Source organism: Salinicoccus jeotgali, from assembly GCF_039538805.1.
Taxonomy (GTDB): Bacteria; Bacillota; Bacilli; order Staphylococcales; family Salinicoccaceae; genus Salinicoccus; species Salinicoccus jeotgali.
Genome location: NZ_BAABCK010000063.1, coordinates 1 through 18,361 on the forward strand (window position 1 = coordinate 1; position 18,361 = coordinate 18,361).

Here is an 18,361-nt window from a genome sequence, read left to right on the forward strand (position 1 = left end):
AATTCAAGGGATTGAGTCCGCTGGAATTCAGGGCATTGGCGGCATAGAAAAACGCCTGAGAATCTCCATTCTCAGGCGGGAAACATTTATATTATTTCATCTGTCAACTTGGTAGGGTTCAGATCACCTCACTGATGAAAACATTTAAAAAATAAGGCTGCAAACCTGATTTGAAAAGTCGGACCTCCTGAGTCTCCTTGACGCCATTAGTGATGATATACAGATCATGATAACGTGACAAACTATGAAGGAGATCCAGGGTTCCGTCGAACAGCCGGGTGCCGTACTCGGTGATATTGCTGCGATACAGATTATCGACTTCATGACCATCGACTTCAAAGCCAAGGGTGGAGAAGAAACGCTCGTGGCGCAACTTCAAGACATCTTCTTTTGAGATCAGATCTTTTTCAAGCATCTCCCAATGCTTTCTGTTTATTTCCTTGTACACGCTAAAGTGCCGTGGGGTGCTCGTGACCCCATGATATTCAAGAACCTTCTTCAGAGCGGTATGTTCAGCGTGACCAAAGTCCAATAGTGTATCGTCCAAATCGAATAGTAGTGTTTTATAATCCTTCAAGTTTTAGCCTCCTTATAATGTGTGGTAACATCATCAATTATAAAGTTATTTTAATGTAAATGCATATGGTATACTTAAGTGAAATTGCAAACGTTTGCACAAAAGGAGGATGCATATGGAAGAGCGCTCCAGTGGAATATTGCTTCATATATCTGCATTACCCGGGAAATACGGAATTGGTGATTTTGGGGAAAATGCATACCAATTTGTAGATTTTCTCAGCGCTTCGAGAACCCAGTACTGGCAGATACTGCCGCTTGGCATTACAAGTTATGGGGACTCGCCCTATCAAAGTTTTTCCGCCTTTGCCGGCAACCCTTATTTTATCGACTTGGATAGGATCGTTGAATCCGGTTGGCTGAGGAAATCTGAAATCACGAAGACGGATCTGGGTGAAGATGACGACACAGTCGATTACGCAAAATTATATAAGGGTAAAATGGCGTTGTTGGATACAGCATTTCAACGTGCGTATCCGGATGTGAAAAGTGAATTGGAATCCATGATGGAGCGCCATTCAGATTGGCTGCCGGATTTCGCTCTGTTTATGGCGATCAAACGGACCCATGATAATGCAGCTTGGACGGAATGGCCTGAACACTACCGCCTACGGGATGAGAAGACGCTACAGCACTTCTATGGGAGGCATGAAGCGGAAATAATGTTTTGGGTATTCACCCAATATCTCTTCTTTGAACATTGGCATGACCTTAAGGAGTATGCCAATGGGAAAGGTATAAAGATCATTGGGGACATACCTATTTATGTGGCTGCAGATAGTGTCGATGTATGGTCACGACCAGACCTCTATAAGCTTGATGAAAACTTGCATCCAAGTGTGGTGGCAGGAGTACCACCCGATATGATGAGTGATACCGGACAGCTGTGGGGGAACCCTATCTACGACTGGAAGAAGATGAAGGAAGAAGGTTACCATTGGTGGATCAGACGTGTCGAAGAAAGTTTCGAATTATATGACACTGTGCGGATTGATCATTTCAGAGGGTTTGAAGCATATTGGGAAGTGCCGGCCCAGGACGAAACAGCTGAAAATGGGAGATGGGTGAAAGGTCCTGGACTGCCTCTCTTTGAAGCCATACGTGAAAAATTAGGTGAGAAGGATATACTGGCCGAAGATCTTGGATTCCTTACCGAGGAAGTCTATGAACTTATTGCCTCGACCGGCTATCCAGGAATGAAAGTGCTTCAATTTGGTTTCGGAGGCAAAGAATCGGAATATCTTCCTCATAACTATACAAGGCACACAATTGCCTATACAGGTAACCATGATACACAGACCACAAAGGGATGGCTCGCCAGCGCGGATAGTGATACTTTCAATAAAGTCCAAGCATATTTGAACCTGACTGAGGCAGAGGGGCACGTAAACGGATGCATCCGAGGTGTTTTTGCATCCAGTTCGAATCTTGCAATAATACCTGTGCAGGATCTTCTGGGTTTGGGCGATGCTGCGCGGTTTAATGTCCCATCCACAATTGGAGGCAATTGGGAATGGCGTCTGACACCGGGGTCGCTCACCAAAGCACATAAAGACTATCTAAAAAATATAAACGAACGATACGGGAGGTCGCTATGACATCATTAAAACTTAAAGAAAGAATCGAAGGGCAAGCGTATGAGAGCCATGGACAATCCTTCTATGAATTGAATGAAAAAGAACAGTTCATCGTGGTTGGCAATGCAGTCATGGAACAGCTTGTGCCAAGGTGGATAGAATCAAAAAATAAATTCAAAAAGAAGAAACAGGCCTACTACCTGTCTGCAGAGTTCCTGATGGGGCGCGCACTCAGTAATAATCTTGTCAATTTAGGTATGGAAGATGAGGTCAAACGTACACTTGCAGAGATGGGAGTCGACTATAATGCCCTCGAGGAAGCTGAGGATGATGCAGGTCTTGGAAACGGAGGATTGGGTCGTCTGGCTGCTTGTTTCCTCGACTCAGGGGCAACCCTTGACTATCCTTTATCGGGTTATGGAATCCTTTACCAATATGGCATATTCAAGCAAAACTTTGTTAATGGTTTTCAAGTGGAGGAAGCGGATCCGTGGCTTGAACATGACAATCCGTGGCTTATAAAGAACAGCAATGACACGAGGGTTGTTGAATTCAGTGAAGAGGACAAAGTAGAAGCGGTCCCTTATGATATGCCGATTGTAGGGTATGGTGGGGAGACAATCAATACGCTACGTCTATGGAAAGCGGAAGCCATCAATAAATTCGATTTTAATGCATTCGACGAGGGCAAGTATATCGAATCTGTCCGTGCCCAGAACGAAGCAGAAACGATTTCGCGTATCCTCTACCCCAATGACTCGACATATGAAGGTAAACGTCTCAGATTGAGGCAGCAGTATTTCTTCACATCTGCCTCTTTACAGGATCTTATGGAGAAGTATAAGGCGGAAGGTCATAAGAATTATGATGATTTCTCCAAGATGCATTCCATACAGTTGAACGACACCCATCCAGCCATGGCGATACCTGAGTTAATTCGACTGCTTGAAAATGAAGGTGTGGAGTTCGAAAAAGCTTTCGATATCACGCAAAAATCGATGGCGTATACGAACCATACGCTACTGGCAGAAGCACTGGAAGTTTGGGAAAAGGATTTGTTCATCTCGGCAGTGCCGAATCTCTACCCTTATATTGAACAAATCAATGCACGTCTGATCGGCGAACTAAAAGAGTGGAATGTAGATGAGTCAGATTGGCATAAATACCTGATCATCCAAAACAACTCGATTCATATGGCTTTTATGTCCATCTATGCAACTAGTGCTGTCAACGGTGTAGCTGCCATCCACACCGAACTGTTGAAAACGGATGTCATCAAAGCGTGGCATGATATTTTTCCTGACCGCATACTCAATAAGACTAACGGCATCACTCAAAGGAGATGGCTATTGCAATCGAATCCTCAACTAAGTGAAATGATCACCGATCTGATTGGTTCAAAAGATTGGATCACTGATTTGATGAAGTTGAAGGGTATTGAAGGAAGATTTGAAGAAGAGGAAGTATTGGAGCGCTTCATAGATATCAAGAAAGAAAAGAAAGTGGAACTTGCCGATTATATACGCTTCCACGAGGAAGTCGATATCGACCCCGATTCCATCTTCGACATCCAGATAAAACGACTGCACGAATATAAGCGTCAGCTTATGATGGCATTCTATATAGCAGACTTGTATAACCGCATCAAAGCAGACCCTGATGCCGATTGGACCAAGAGGAGCTTCATCTTTGGAGCGAAGGCGGCTCCCGGCTATTATGCTGCAAAATCAATCATCAAATTCATCAATGAGCTTGCAAATAGGGTGAATAAAGATCCGGAGGTCAACAATATCATCAAGGTCGTGTTCGTGGAAAACTATGGTGTCTCCTATGCGGAGAAACTGTTCCCAGCAGCCGATGTCTCAGAACAGATTTCCCTGGCAGGGAAGGAAGCTTCTGGAACAGGTAATATGAAATTCATGCTGAATGGAGCGGTGACAGTCGGTACGATGGATGGTGCGAACGTGGAAATCGTAGAAGAAGCGGGTCGAGAGAACAATTACATCTTTGGAATGGAAGTTGAAGAAGTTGTAGAAAAACGTGGTAAATATGACCCCCAAAAGGCTCTTAAGAAGACAGAGGGATTGAAAGACGTTGTCGAGTCTCTTGTTGATGGCACTTTCAATGATAATAACACTGGTATGTTCCAAGATTTATATGACAGCCTCATTCATGAAGATCAGTACTTCGTGCTGGAAGATTTTGCGAGCTATCGTGAGGCGCAGGATCAGATAGAAAGTGATTTTAAAGACCCGAAGATGTTTTACAGGAAAGGATTCATCAATATGGCGAACGCTGGTAAATTTTCATCCGACCGGACGCTTGAAGAGTACGCAAAAGAAATATGGCTCGTCAATAAAGGATGACTGCATAAGAAATGCCCAGCCGTAATCGGCTGGGCATTTCTTTTTACTATTCGGCCAGTAGGAATGCTTCTTCATCGCGTGAATGGATTTCATCTACAATGACGATTGAAACAGAGTAATCTACAAGCTTTTGGAAATCGACTTCATCTTTGGCAAGCTCTTCCTTCATCTTATCGATCATGATCCGCATCAGATCGTGATCCCGGGTAAGATGTTGGATCTTGTCATGCATACCGGGATTATTGCGTACAGTTTCTTCATATAGCCCTGATTCTTCCTCTTCGCTGTCGGCATGTGTCAATATACGCTGTTCAACAAATTCGATGAACGATTGCATTTCTTCAGCAAGTTCCTTATGTTCCATTTTATTCAGCATAATTTTCATATCGGCTACGTGATCCTCTGCACCTCCTAGACTTGCATCGTGGATGGCTCTATGTGCATGCAATTGCTTCAGGGCAGGTCCTGCCATGTCGTCACTCCTTATCATTCATTATTTTTGGATGGGATTAGTCGCCCACATTTGACTTGTTTTGATGAAAGTTCTCGGATTCAGTTTGAGTTGGCTGACGATGATGTCTGCAATATCTTCTGGATGAGTCATAGATTCTTCTTCCAAATTAGACTCACCTATTAGATCAGTCAGGACAGCTGAGGGGGTCAAATAGGAAACGCGTATATTATGTCTGCGCATTTCCTGCATCACTCCTTCAGTCATACCTATGACTGCATATTTAGTAGCAGAATAGAGTGAACTGTTTGGCGAGGCCTTCAGGCCAGACATGGAAGAGATATTGATGACGTCTCCAATTCCCTGTTCTTGCATCATTGGAAGGATGCTATGCATCATATTGTAGATGCCGTATACGTTGACGCCCATCATTTCACTTAAATCATCCTGCGAGCTCTCGAGGAATGGCATGTGATTCATGATTCCGGCATTATTGATGAGTATATCAATTCGTGCGAATGCGTCTTTCACTTCGTTCAACATGCGTGTTACATCCTCATTGCTTGAAACATCTCCGTTCAAGGCCACAATCTGTACACCATGTTTTCTGAGCGAATCGGCGGCATCTGCCAGAGTATCGGCGTTCCTTCCGATTATTGCTACGTTTACACCTTCTTCGGCCAAAGCATGGGCCGTTGCCAAGCCAATGCCGCGTGTGCCGCCGGTAATGACTGCATACTTACCTGTAATATCCTGCATATACAATTCTCCTTCTTGTTCGTTACTGTAACGTCATTATAACAAAGAGGGGGAGAACAGACATGGATGAGACTTTAATTGTGGAGATTTCGCTGTATAATGGAGAAAAGGCTTACATTTATAATAAGGAGGCATATTATGGAAGAATGGTTGAAAGTAGCACACAGTAAAGATTCAAATGATTCATTGGCGAAATTCAGATCACAATTCTACATCGGCTCAGGCAGTTATTATATGGACGGCAACTCCCTAGGGCTGATGAGCAAGGCAGCTGAGGAAAGCCTGCTCTCGGTCATGGAAGATTGGAAACGCCATGGCATCGATGGATGGACCGAAGGGGAGCGGCCATGGTTCTATATGAGCGAACGTATTGGGGAAATGATGGCTGATCTCATCGGAGCCGAACATCACGAAGTGCTGGCGACGAATTCAACTACAATGAACATCCATCAGACGGTAAGGACGCTTTATAAACCAACAGAGGAAAGGCATAAAATTCTGGTGGATGAATTGAACTTTCCTTCTGATATCTATGCAGTGCAGGCAATTCTGGACGATTCAGGTTATCCCAACGGGATGGTTGAGGTGCCATCGGAGAATGGCCATACGTTATCAACAGATACCATCATAAATATGATGGATGAGAGTATCGCGCTTGTTATCCTACCGTCTGTATTATATAGAAGCGGTCAAATTCTGGAAATGGAACGAATAACAGAACACGCTCGGAAAAATGGCATCATTGTTGGATTTGATCTATGCCATTCCATCGGTGCGATACCCCATGATTTGAAAGAATGGGGAGTTGATTTTGCTGTATGGTGCACATACAAACATTTGAACGGCGGCCCCGGCTCTGTTGCAGGGCTGTATGTGAATGAGAAGCATCATCCCCATAAAGTTTCTTTGAGGGGATGGTTCGGCAACAATAAAGAAACCCAGTTTGATATGTCCCATAAGTTTGATCCTGCCTTGGATATCAGCCAATACCAAGTCGGAACCCCACACATCTTCTCCATGGCCCCGCTTCTTGGCTCGCTTGAAATATTCGAAGAGGCAGGAATTGCATCCGTCCGCGAAAAATCCCTCGAATTGACGGATTTCATGATTGCAATGATTGAAGATGTGTTCGAAGAAGGTGAAATTGAAATCGTCACTCCAAAAGACCATGATGCAAGAGGGGGACATATCCTCATTGGCCATCCTGATGCAGCAGGTATCAATGCAGCATTGAAATCTAAAGGAGTCATCCCCGATTTCAGAGCCCCAAGCTACGTTAGGATTGCACCTGTTGCACTCTATAACTCATTTGAAGATGTCTATAATACGATAAAGATACTAAAGGAAATTATGGATGGACGGCTATACAAGAAGTTTGAGAATAAGCGGGGAGTGATTGCCTGATGTGGATGGATATTACCCAGATGCTTGAAGCGGATATCGCACATTGGCCCGAAGACACGCCTTTTAGCTATGAACGTACTGTTACCAAGGCGGAGAGTGGTTCCGTGAATATCGGTAAAATCACAACAAGCACCCATATCGGTACTCATATTGATGCGCCTTTCCATTTCAAGGAAGACGGCGATACCGTCGATCAGCTGGATATCAACCGGTATATCGGAGAGGCGACGGTAATAGAAATAGAGAACTCCAAAGAACTGGGTCTTGAGGCAATCAGGCAGTTTGATATCCGAGGGGATATACTGCTTATAAAAACTAAAAGAAAATCCGACACTACAGTTTTTCCGGAAAGTATACCTGTGCTTGAAAAAAGGGCAGTGGAATATATGGCTGCTCAAGGAATCAAACTGTTCGGGACAGATGTCACTTCAGTAGATGCGATTGACTCTAAAACCCTTGATATTCATCATCTACTCCATGAGAGGGACATCATGATTCTTGAAAATGCAGTGCTGGACGATATCGCTCCAGGCTATTATGAATTCGTTGCATTGCCATTGAAGATTAAAGGGGCGGATGGTTCACCGGTGCGTGCTGCGCTGCAGTATAAGGGGGATTTAAATGACTGATTATCAGGATCATACACTGGACGGAGAAGAAGTGAAGACTGATTTTACAAAAGATATGACTTACAGCGAATATCTCAACCTGGAGCAGATATTGTTTGCTCAGGATACTATGAGTGAAGAGCACGACGAGACATTGTTCATCATCATTCACCAAGTGACCGAATTGTGGATGAAACTCATCATCCATGAAATGAATTCAGCCATTAAAGATATCATGGCGGATAATTTCAGGGAATCATTCAAAAAACTTGCGCGGGTGACGAATATACAACGTCAGATCATTGCTGCATGGGATGTACTTTCAACAATGACGCCGAGCGACTACTTGAAATTCAGGGATGCCCTTGGTAATGCCTCCGGATTCCAGTCCTATCAAAACCGCATGATGGAATTCAGTCTCGGCTACAAGACGACACATGCATTAAAAATTTATGAAAAAGATCCCATCATCCATGCGAAATTAAAAAAACAGATCATGACACCGAGCATCTATGATGAGGCTATACGTGCTGTGGACAGAGCAGGCTTCAATATAGACAAGAAAGTCCTCGAACGTGATGTAATGGAGAAATATGTACCTGACCCTTCCGTCAAAGAGGCCTTCAAGCAGATATACCTCAATACTGAAGATTATTTTGAGCTGTATGAAATGCTCGAAAAACTGGTTGATGTAGAAGACCTGTACAGTCAATGGCGGTTTAGGCATATGAAGACTGTCGAGAGGATCATCGGGTTCAAGAAAGGCACCGGAGGGAGTTCTGGTGTGAACTATCTGAAACGCGTCATAGATGATTATTTCTTCGAAGAACTTTGGGAACTGCGGACTGAACTATAGGAAAGGAGTGCATGTAATGCGTGATTTTGGGCAGACCAATATATTTGATGATGTGATAAAAGAAGATGAGACGTTTGTGATCGTTGTGCAGGAAGTGGCCGGGTCGGGTGCACGATTGCAGAAACGTGTCCTACGGGAGTATCCGGGTCTTAAGATGGAAGGAATGAAGCATTTATATGAACACTTGAAGGACGTCTATCTGGAAGAACCGTTCTCGGAAGATGGAAAGTACTTTGATATTACCGTCTATACTAATGAAGATTATGCAGGCGAAAATATTTATGCACATACCAAACGGCATAAAAACAGCAAGGTATGGACGACGACTCCGAAATAAAAGGCTCCTGAGGGGTCTTTTTTTTATGCTGATAAAATAGAATATTCTAAAAAATAAAGCCAATGTAAACGCTATTATGTTACAATATATAGTAAGTAAGATAAAAAATACAAAGGGGATTGGGATTATGAAGAAATTTTCATGGTTGCTTGTATTGATGATTTCCCTATCTTTTGCCTTAGCTGCCTGTGGCGGAGAAGGCGGGGACTCCAGCTCAGATGAAGGCGATTCTTCAGGAGATGGACAGGTTGAAAATGTCACTGTGTTGACTGGGGGAGAAGCAGGGGTATACTTCCCGATCGGTGTAGCGATGGCTGATATCATTGATTCCCAATTGGAAGATGTATCAGCTACTGGTGTTTCATCAGGTGCTTCCGTTTCCAATACGGAGCAGTTGAATAACGGTGAAGCACAGCTTGCACTTGTCCAGAATGATATTGCATACTACGGAGTAGAGGGAACGAACATGTTTGAAGAGCCTCTTGAAAATTACAGTGGGGTACTCACGCTTTATCCTGAAACGATTCAGTTAGTTACAATTGCTGACTCAGGCATTGAATCTGTATCGGATTTGGAAGGTAAACGTGTAGCGATTGGGGACGTCGGATCAGGAACTGAAGCCAACGCAAAACAGGTCCTTGAAGCCCATGGCTTGAGCGAATCCGATCTGGATGCACAGTATCTTGATTTCGCTGATGCCTCGACGAATCTTCAAGACGGCAATGTCGATGCAGCATTCGTTACAGCCGGAACTCCAACTGGTGCGATTCAGGAGTTGAGTGCCAGCGCAGATGTGAAATTGGTCAGTTTCGATCAGGATGCAATTGATTCATTGACAGAAGAATATTCCTATTATACACAACAGGATATTCCTGAAGATGCTTATGAAAACTTCGACAGTACAGCGACTACGGTAGCCGTACAGGCCATGGTAATTGCCTCCAATGATATTCCAGAAGAACAGATGTATGAAATGACGAAGGCACTTTTTGAAAATCTCGATGATCTGAGCAATGCCCATGTCCGTGGTGAAGAAGTGACGCTCGACACTGCACAGGATGGTATGCCGATCGATCTTCATCCAGGTGCTAAAAAATATTATGATGAGCAGTAATTGAATGGTAAGTAGTAATGATAAAAAGACATTGCGTCGCCGCAATGTCTTTTTCACCCTTATCGTAATTTCAACAGTAGCACTACTCGTCATTCTTTATATAACAACGCCTTTTCATATTTCAATCTCTGACATGGAAACAGGTGAGGTTCTATACAGCACCCGAATTGATGACGGGGAACGTTTCTCTGTTGAATACATACATTCAGTCGAACGCTCGCCTGTAAAGGAAATTTTTGAAGTGCGCGGTACGGATATATATACGATGGAAAGCCACACGGAATCATTTGGAGCCGGAATGCCCTATGAGGGGGACGTGATGGAACTCAAAGATGGCAAGTTCATCATCAGTGAAATCAACAGGCCTGTCCATGGTGGGGCTTTGAGAATACGCCCATCCTCTGTATTTCCTCATCATATTATGATAGGAGAGGATGACATACTCATTTCTGAACCGCCATTCAAAGGTAGAAATCTGGAGGTCAATGTCACCCGTGCCTTCTTTAAGAGAGGTGAAATCGATGGAAGATAAAGAACAGAAGAAATTGATCCAGGAACTGGAAGGGAGTGACAGGGAACTTGGGAAGAAGATGGGCCGATTAGTCAGTTTCGTGGCCCTATCCCTGGCATTCTTCCACCTCTATGTAGCTGGGTTTGGACTGCCTGGTATCGGGTCCAGAACTTTCTTGGTCATCCACCTTATATTGGGGGTCATCCTTGCGTTTTTGATCTTCCCGATAAAAAAAGGGTTAAATCAGAAAACAATACCTTGGTACGATTTGTGCCTTGCGGTTTTGACTTTAGGCATAGGAGTATATCTCATCAACCGGCAGACGGCTGAAGCTATAATGTCAGCTCGCCCCACTGAAGTGGATTTATTGGTAGGCGCGCTTTTTGTACTCATAGTCATTGAAGCCACACGTCGTGTAGTCGGGTTGCCTCTGGTCATAATAGCAGCCATTTTTATGGGTTATTTCTTTTTAGGACAATTCATGCCGGGGGATTTCTATCACAACCGAGGGGATTTTTCCCGATTTGTCTATGAAATTGTGTATCGCAGCAATGGTATATTCGGCACGCCAATCTATGCCTCAGCGCAATTTGTTTTCATCTTTATCCTGTTCGGTGCCATACTTGAATCGACTGGAGCGGGTAAGATGTTCATTGATCTGGCTATCAGGGGCTTTGGGAAATATAAGGGGGGGCCTGCTAAAGCCAGCGTGGTGGCGAGTGGCATGATGGGGAGTATCTCCGGGAGTTCTACAGCGAACGCAGTTACTACAGGCACATTCACAATACCTTTGATGAAGAAGGTGGGATTCCCCTCTCATGTGGCTGGTGGTGTTGAAGTAGCAGCTTCTTCAAGCGGGCAATTCCTGCCGCCTGTTATGGGAGCTGCGGCCTTCATCATGGTGGAATTCACGGGGATCCCTTATTATGAAATCATTAAAAGTGCATTCATTCCTGCGATATTGGCTTACGTCGGCATTTTGTTCATGGTCCATTTTGAAGCGGGTAAACATAATATCTCTGGGATGGAACGTTCTGAAATGTCCTCAGCACGGAAACTACTTATGAAACAAGGCTATATGCTAGTGCCGATATTGATTCTGCTGTACTATCTCGTTATTGAACGCGCATCGGTCAATGCTTCGGCATTCTATACGATCATAGCGATGATCGTCATAGCACTCTTCACCTATCGCTTCAAGGAACGTCTGGGAAGAACGATACTTTATGCGGCGATATTGCTTGCACTCACGTTTGCGATGCAGTATCTGGTTGGATACCTCAACCAGGGACTGGTCGCGTTGAATGATGTTTTTGGAACAAGAGTCTTCAACACTCAGACGATACGATGGAGAGACTCGATATTCACCATGGTATTGGGTGGAATCCTTGTGGCATTTCTATTTGGCATTTTCCAAAGGTCGATGAAACATGACAAGGTGAAGTCGGAATACGGAACCAAGGAATTGTTGGAAGGTTTCGACACCGCTTCTAGGAATGCGCTGAGCATCATAGTAGCGTGTGCAACTGCAGGGATTCTGATTGGGGTCATCACGACAAGCGGTTTGTCTACTAAATTCACACGTATCGTCATTGAGTTTTCAGACACCATTGAATCTTCACTACCGACCTTCATGATCACCGATAACACTCAAATTTATATTGCGTTGATATTAACAGTGTTTGCATGTCTGCTTCTCGGGCTTGGTTTGCCGACTACAGCGACTTATGTGGTACTTGCGGCAGTGATTGCGCCAGTGCTCACCAATTTGGGCTTGCCGATCATTGTGGCCCATCTCTTTGTCCTGTACTATGGTGTGCTTGCAGATGACACACCACCAATAAACCTGCCTGCCTATGCAACGGCTGGTATTGCGAACGCCGGTCCGATCCGTACAGGCGTGCAGGGCTTCAAATACGATTCTGCGGCACTTCTTCTGCCGTTTATGTTTGCGATAAATCCTACTATACTGCTGATTACAGATGCCACGGTACTTGAAATGGCATGGGCTGTCCTAACCGCTGCGATAGGAATGGCGACATTTGCGTCATTCATCCAAAACTATATGCTCACCCGTTACAATATCGTAGAGAGAGTGGTTGCGGTCGCTACTGCACTGTTGTTCATACAGAGCAGTCTGATGACGGACGGAGTAGCAATCGGGCTGTTCATCCTACTCGTGGCCTTCCAGTATTATAAGAAGAAAAAGCAGCAACGTACACCTGAAGCGGTTTAATCAGGAACCGGGTCCATCAGGATCTGGTTTCTTTTTAGCATTTCATCAAATAGTCATTAAAAGTTTGTCCGAAGCCATAAACATCTTTATAATAGTGTTGTATACTAGTGGTATACTGTGAGTATTGTAAATAACACTTGAAGCGAGGGATTTTTAAATGAGAATTATTGTAGCAGGAGGAGACGGATTCTGCGGGTGGCCTACAGCATTGTACCTTTCTGAGAAGGGCCATGATGTGACGATTGTAGACAATCTGGTGAGACGCAAAATCGATAATGAACTGCATTCCAACTCTGTAACACCAATTGCTTCGCTCCAGGAGCGCGTGGATAAATGGAAAGAACTCACCGGCAAAGAGATCAAAGTGTATGAAGGGGATCTTAACCATTATGATTTCTTGACTCTGGTCTTTAAAAATGAGCGCCCAGAAGCATTTGTGCATTTTGCCGAGCAACGGTCAGCACCGTATTCCATGATCGATCGTGAGCATGCGGTCTATACTCAGCAAAATAACGTACTGGGTAATCTCAACGTACTTTATGCAATCAAAGAATTCGAACCTGATTGCCATCTCATAAAGCTCGGAACGATGGGTGAATATGGACAGCCGAACATAGACATCGAGGAAGGGTACATAGAGATCGAACATAAAGGTAGAAAAGATACCCTGCCGTTCCCTAAACAACCTGGGTCTTTCTATCACCTTACAAAAGTTCATGATACTCATAATATCATGTTCGCCTGTAAAATCTGGGGTATCCGTGCAACTGATCTCAACCAGGGCATCGTCTATGGTTTGAACACTGAAGAAACAAAAAAAGACCCAGCTTTAGCTAACCGTCTTGACTACGATGCCGTTTTCGGTACAGCCCTAAACCGGTTCTTGGTACAGGCTGCAATTGGTCATGACATCACCGTTTACGGTTCAGGAGGCCAGACTCGCGCCTTCCTGAATATACAAGACACTGTCCGTTGTGTTGAAATTGCTGCGGAAAATCCGGCTGAACAAGGTGAATTCCGTGTCTTCAACCAATTCACAGAGTCATTCTCTGTTCAAGAACTTGCTGAGAAGACTAAAAAAGCAGCAGAAGAGTTGAACGTTGAAGCAACAGTAAAATCAATAGAAAACCCACGTGTTGAAAATGAAGACCACTACTACAATGCAGTGAACACAAACCTGATCGACCTTGGTCTTGAGCCACATCTGCTGACGCAGAATGTCCTTAAAGAAATCCTCCAGGAAGCAATGGAACATAAGGACCGTATCATTGTAGATAATGTTCTTCCTCAAGTGACTTGGAAATAGAAAGAGGTAAGACCGTATGAAGATAGCAATTGTCACGGAGACATTTCTACCATCGACTGATGGGATAGTGACGAGATTGACGAAAGCGATAGATTACTTTATACGGGAAGGACACGAAGTTCTGGTCATTGCGCCGGACCTTGGTGTGTACGACTATAAAGGTGCAAAAGTGATCGGTATCAAACCGATCACTTTCCCTTTTTATAGATACCGTAAATGGGGGGTCCCTTCTCGTAAAGTGTACCATGAATTGAAAAAATTCCAGCCTGACGTAGTACACGCGGTCAATCCAATCCTTCTCGCAACAAGTGCAGTGAAGGCTGCACAGAAACTTGATATTCCGCTTGTCTCCTCCTATCACACTCATCTGCCAAAGTATCTGGATTTCTATAAAGCGTATAAGCCGGCGAAACCGCTTCTATGGTGGTATATCAAACGCAACCATAAAAATGCGGATTTGAATCTTGTCACCTCACAGGCCATCCGTAGGGAACTTGATGCCCAAGGCATCAAGCGTCTGGATGTCATTCCACGTGGAGTGGACGTGGACCATCGGCATCCACGGTTTCGCGATGATAAGATGAGGGAATGGCTGACCGGAGGAAAGCCATCTAATAAGTTGCTAGTATTCATCGGCAGGATAGCGATAGAAAAGGAACTGCATAAATTGGTGCCGTTACTTGAGAAGCGTACCGATATAAGCTTAGCTATGGTCGGCGACGGTCCAGCACGGGCAGAGATTGAAAAGCGTTTTAAGGGTACAAATACGGTATTTACCGGCTTCATCCATGGAGAAGAATTGTCGAAGGCATTTGCTTCTGGAGATGCTTTTATCTTCCCATCAGTTTCTGAAACCCTTGGGCTTGTCATTTTGGAATCGATGGCTTCAGGTCTACCTGTCATTGCCGCCGAAAGTGGACCAACTAATGAACAAGTTGAACATGGTGTCAATGGCATGCTGTTTGAGAATGAAAATCTTGAAAGTATGCTCGAGGCGGTTTCTGTCCTTGAAGATCCAGAACATCTTGACTTGATGCGCAGGAATGCCAGAAAAGAAGCGCTGGACTTTGCATGGGATAAGACTTCCCAAAGATTGATAGATTTTTATATGGAGGCGCGTGACCGACACTCTGTTGGAAATAAAACTATATAGTGTGGAAGGAAGATATGTATGAGAATGGTCGATATAATTGCTAAAAAGCGTGATAATGGAGAACTTACCAAAGAAGAGATCCAGTACTTTATAGACGGCTATACGAAAGGGGATATCCCGGACTATCAGGCATCCGCCCTACTGATGGCTGTATTCTTTAATGACATGACCCAAACAGAACGGGCAGAACTTACAATGGCAATGGTCAAATCCGGAGATGAAATCGATCTTTCAGCAATCAGTGGCGTTAAAGTGGATAAGCATTCGACAGGTGGAGTGGGAGATACCACGACACTCGTTCTGGCACCGCTAGTGGCGGCCCTAGATGTGCCTGTAGCCAAAATGAGTGGGCGTGGACTTGGCCATACAGGCGGAACAATCGACAAACTTGAGGCGGTAGAAGGATTCCACGTCGAGATTACAGACAAGGAATTCACAGACATCGTCAATCGTGACAAAGTGGCGGTCATAGGCCAATCCGGCAACTTGACCCCAGCAGATAAAAAAATCTATGCATTACGTGATGTCACGGCGACAGTCAATTCGATTCCCCTGATTGCAAGCTCAATCATGAGTAAGAAGATTGCTTCGGGCGCTGACGCAATCGTCCTTGACGTTAAAACAGGGGATGGCGCCTTCATGAAGCATGAGGAAGACGCCGTCGCACTTGCGGAAGCAATGGTATCAATCGGCAATAACGTAGGCCGTAATACAATGGCGATCATATCAAGCATGTCAGAGCCACTTGGTTATGCCATCGGCAACGCCCTGGAAGTCAAAGAGGCCATTGAAACACTTAAAGGTGAAGGACCTGAAGACCTGACCAGACTATGCTTGGAACTCGGTGCACAGATGGCAGTCCTTGGGGGAGCTGCAGAAAGCTTGGTTGAAGCAAAAGAAAAGCTCCAGGCGGTCATTGATGATGGACAGGCGCTTGAGAAATTTAAAACCTTCTTGAAGAATCAAGGTGGCGATCCGACTGTAGTCGACGATGTATCGCGGCTGCCTAAAGCGGATTATCAATATGAGGTTAAGTCAAAAGAGAGTGGCTTCGTGGAAGAAATCAGGGCTGAAGAAATCGGTATTGCATCGGCAATGCTTGGAGCTGGGCGCCAGACCAAGGAAGATGTTATTGATCTGGCTGTAGGCCTTGTGCTTAAGAAAAAGGTTGGCGATCCTGTAGAAGTTGGCGAAACACTTGCTGTCATCCACAGCAATACAGAAGATGTGTCAGAGGTTGAAGCCAAAATTCTCAAGGATTATAAAATTGGCAGTAACAAAGTGAATATTGAACTTGTAAGACAAGTCATCACCGGATAAAACTCCCTTCTAGGGAGTTTTTTTGATTGCGTTGCTCAATCAGAGGCCATTGGGGTTTATCAGCTAAAGGAGGTCGCAGCAGACTTGATTGCGTCCCATTGCTTTAGCCTTATAAAGATGTTCGTCGGCTTTTGGGTACAATTCCTCTACACTATCCACCTGGTCCGGATATACAGCAACTCCAAGAGATATGGTCACCTTGATTACTGTACCGTCGAGTGTAGTGAAAGTACTATCTTCGATCGCTGATCTGAAGATTTCGGCGAGTTGTGCAGCTTGCGCCATTGTGTAATCATTAAGTATTACGGCAAATTCTTCTCCTCCTATACGTGCCATAAGTCCTTCACTGACGAGGGAGGATAATTCATGAGTCACTGCTTTTAGGATTCTATCACCTTCAGCGTGTCCATAATTATCATTGAAGGATTTAAAGTGGTCAATATCAATCAAGATCATTGCGGCATTTCTCGTCCCACTTAGTCTATTCATTTGTTCATCAAAGATCCGCCGGTTGTAGACTCCGGTAAGTCCGTCAGTGGAAGCTTCCATTTCGTATTTTTGTAAAAGATTTTCAGAACGGATCATGTAATTGATGACCGACGCTCCTACGGTTATACTGAGAAATGAGAGGCACAGATAATAAAATGAACTGATCAATGTTCTGTCGAAGGCCGGTCCGGTCCATAAAAGAGAAGACAAATATTCAAGGTTGAGCACAAGTGTGAATAAAAACAATTTGAAGTACCTCTGTCTGTTCTGCAGAAGAAAATCGAGTAGGAAGAGGGCAGAGAACAGACGCAGTAGATCAGGGAGTGAGATTGTGGGTATGGCCAGCGGCGAGAAGCCAATCCATATCATAAAGATAAGGCTGCCGATGGCGTATGCACCTCTTCCCGTAAACACGAAGGAAAGTACCAGAACCACCATGCTTAAGCTGAAAAAAACTTCACCATGTGCTACTACTGCATAATAATTTAGGATAATGGCGAACATGCCGCTCATAGATCCTCCGTATAATGCTTTAGAACTTTTTTTCCGTAAAAAGCTTAATAGCCTCCATTTAAGCTGAAAATAAATGTATATGAAAGTAATCAACATACAAAAAAGTATGAACATATCCATGATCATTTTATATACCTCCGCCCTAGCTCAAAGCTCGACCACAGTGATTGAATCCAGCTATTGAAGTATCGTTCTCCACATGCAATTTTTCAGTATATACATAAGTCTATCATAGTATTTGTAAAATAATCTTTAATTAATGATAACGATAGACACGTGAATTAAAAAATTTATAACATTTGTAATTTAATGTATGATTAAAAATATAATAATAAGGAAGTGAAGAAATGTCCGAACATCCAGTTGAGATTCACATCGTTGAACCTGACCCGGTCTTCTTAAGAATACTTTTACGTACATTGGAAGATTATGAAGCATTCGAAAGCGTATTGGTACATGGCTATGAAAATGGTCATGAATTTCTCGAACACTATGAATATAAAGGCATCTATTGCATATTCATCATCAATGATGTGCTCCCTAAAAAAAATGGTACAGAAATTGCCAAAAGGATTCGAAAAGATGATTCTAAAAGCACCATCTACTTCATGACCCGCTCCAATACCGAAGAAGAGATGGTATATGCGCTGAATTCTGGAGTAGATGGATATTTCATAAAACCTTTCAACCTTAAGGTGTTTCAAGCAAAAGTAAATAGGCTGCTTGATAAAGGGGAGAAAATATGGAACTAGAGATTCAGATTATGCTTGTGACTATAGGTTTGT

The 18,361-nt window shown here is 43.9% G+C and carries 17 protein-coding genes; 13 read left to right on the forward strand and 4 right to left on the reverse strand.

Features of this window, described 5'->3' with window-relative positions; all coding sequences use genetic code 11:
• Window positions 1–118 precede the first annotated feature (118 nt).
• Window positions 119–577: an HAD family hydrolase gene (locus ABD734_RS09170; RefSeq protein WP_344703587.1), complete on the reverse strand. Its 459-nt coding sequence runs from the start codon at window positions 575–577 to the stop codon at window positions 119–121.
• Between the two features lie 94 nt (window positions 578–671).
• Here ABD734_RS09170 and malQ point away from each other — a divergent pair, with 94 nt between their 5' ends.
• Together malQ and ABD734_RS09180 are read left to right on the forward strand one after the other, a co-directional pair.
• The gene (gene malQ / locus ABD734_RS09175; protein WP_344703589.1) at window positions 672–2,174 is read left to right on the forward strand and encodes a 4-alpha-glucanotransferase; all 1,503 of its coding nucleotides are present in this window, start codon (window positions 672–674) and stop codon (window positions 2,172–2,174) included.
• Complete coding sequence (locus ABD734_RS09180; RefSeq protein WP_344703591.1) at window positions 2,171–4,519, forward strand: glycogen/starch/alpha-glucan phosphorylase; 2,349 nt, start codon at window positions 2,171–2,173, stop codon at window positions 4,517–4,519. Before malQ ends, ABD734_RS09180 begins: the two co-directional genes overlap by 4 nt.
• Before the next feature lie 46 nt (window positions 4,520–4,565).
• Here the strand turns inward: ABD734_RS09180 and ABD734_RS09185 are convergent, their stop codons facing one another.
• Together ABD734_RS09185 and ABD734_RS09190 are read right to left on the reverse strand one after the other, a co-directional pair.
• Complete coding sequence (locus tag ABD734_RS09185; RefSeq protein ID WP_344703593.1) at window positions 4,566–4,991, reverse strand: hypothetical protein; 426 nt, start codon at window positions 4,989–4,991, stop codon at window positions 4,566–4,568.
• A gap of 21 nt (window positions 4,992–5,012) precedes the next feature.
• Complete coding sequence (locus ABD734_RS09190; RefSeq protein ID WP_344703595.1) at window positions 5,013–5,729, reverse strand: SDR family NAD(P)-dependent oxidoreductase; 717 nt, start codon at window positions 5,727–5,729, stop codon at window positions 5,013–5,015.
• Between the two features lie 138 nt (window positions 5,730–5,867).
• On the opposite strand from ABD734_RS09190, the gene kynU reads away from it, so the two are divergent.
• The 10 genes from kynU to ABD734_RS09240 all read left to right on the forward strand — a co-directional run bounded on the left by kynU (window position 5,868) and on the right by ABD734_RS09240 (window position 16,574).
• The gene (gene kynU / locus ABD734_RS09195; protein WP_344703599.1) at window positions 5,868–7,133 is read left to right on the forward strand and encodes a kynureninase; all 1,266 of its coding nucleotides are present in this window, start codon (window positions 5,868–5,870) and stop codon (window positions 7,131–7,133) included.
• Complete coding sequence (gene kynB / locus ABD734_RS09200; RefSeq protein WP_344703603.1) at window positions 7,133–7,762, forward strand: arylformamidase; 630 nt, start codon at window positions 7,133–7,135, stop codon at window positions 7,760–7,762. The genes kynU and kynB overlap by 1 nt, the downstream gene beginning before the upstream one ends.
• Window positions 7,755–8,597: a tryptophan 2,3-dioxygenase gene (locus ABD734_RS09205; RefSeq protein ID WP_344703605.1), complete on the forward strand. Its 843-nt coding sequence runs from the start codon at window positions 7,755–7,757 to the stop codon at window positions 8,595–8,597. Before kynB ends, ABD734_RS09205 begins: the two co-directional genes overlap by 8 nt.
• A 16-nt stretch (window positions 8,598–8,613) precedes the next feature.
• Window positions 8,614–8,934: a hypothetical protein gene (locus ABD734_RS09210; RefSeq protein ID WP_344703607.1), complete on the forward strand. Its 321-nt coding sequence runs from the start codon at window positions 8,614–8,616 to the stop codon at window positions 8,932–8,934.
• Between the two features lie 127 nt (window positions 8,935–9,061).
• Window positions 9,062–10,048 carry a TAXI family TRAP transporter solute-binding subunit gene (locus ABD734_RS09215; protein WP_344703609.1) on the forward strand — a complete coding sequence of 329 codons (987 nt, stop codon included), beginning with the start codon at window positions 9,062–9,064 and terminating at the stop codon, window positions 10,046–10,048.
• Window positions 10,049–10,052: 4 nt separating this feature from the next.
• Window positions 10,053–10,580, forward strand: a complete 528-nt coding sequence (locus tag ABD734_RS09220) for a DUF1850 domain-containing protein (RefSeq protein WP_344703611.1) — start codon at window positions 10,053–10,055, stop codon at window positions 10,578–10,580.
• Window positions 10,570–12,795 (forward strand): TRAP transporter permease, encoded by a 2,226-nt coding sequence (locus tag ABD734_RS09225; protein ID WP_344703613.1) that lies wholly within the window; start codon window positions 10,570–10,572, stop codon window positions 12,793–12,795. The genes ABD734_RS09220 and ABD734_RS09225 overlap by 11 nt, the downstream gene beginning before the upstream one ends.
• A 157-nt stretch (window positions 12,796–12,952) precedes the next feature.
• Entirely contained in the window at window positions 12,953–14,101 is a 1,149-nt protein-coding gene (locus ABD734_RS09230) for an NAD-dependent epimerase/dehydratase family protein (protein ID WP_344703615.1), read from the forward strand.
• 16 nt (window positions 14,102–14,117) lie between these two features.
• Window positions 14,118–15,254 (forward strand): glycosyltransferase family 4 protein, encoded by a 1,137-nt coding sequence (locus tag ABD734_RS09235; RefSeq protein WP_344703617.1) that lies wholly within the window; start codon window positions 14,118–14,120, stop codon window positions 15,252–15,254.
• Between the two features lie 18 nt (window positions 15,255–15,272).
• Entirely contained in the window at window positions 15,273–16,574 is a 1,302-nt protein-coding gene (locus ABD734_RS09240) for a pyrimidine-nucleoside phosphorylase (RefSeq protein WP_344703619.1), read from the forward strand.
• 63 nt (window positions 16,575–16,637) lie between these two features.
• Here the strand turns inward: ABD734_RS09240 and ABD734_RS09245 are convergent, their stop codons facing one another.
• The gene (locus tag ABD734_RS09245) at window positions 16,638–17,567 is read right to left on the reverse strand and encodes a GGDEF domain-containing protein (protein ID WP_344703621.1); all 930 of its coding nucleotides are present in this window, start codon (window positions 17,565–17,567) and stop codon (window positions 16,638–16,640) included.
• Between the two features lie 356 nt (window positions 17,568–17,923).
• Here ABD734_RS09245 and ABD734_RS09250 point away from each other — a divergent pair, with 356 nt between their 5' ends.
• Window positions 17,924–18,328: a response regulator transcription factor gene (locus ABD734_RS09250; protein ID WP_344703623.1), complete on the forward strand. Its 405-nt coding sequence runs from the start codon at window positions 17,924–17,926 to the stop codon at window positions 18,326–18,328.
• Window positions 18,329–18,361: the final 33 nt, after the last annotated feature.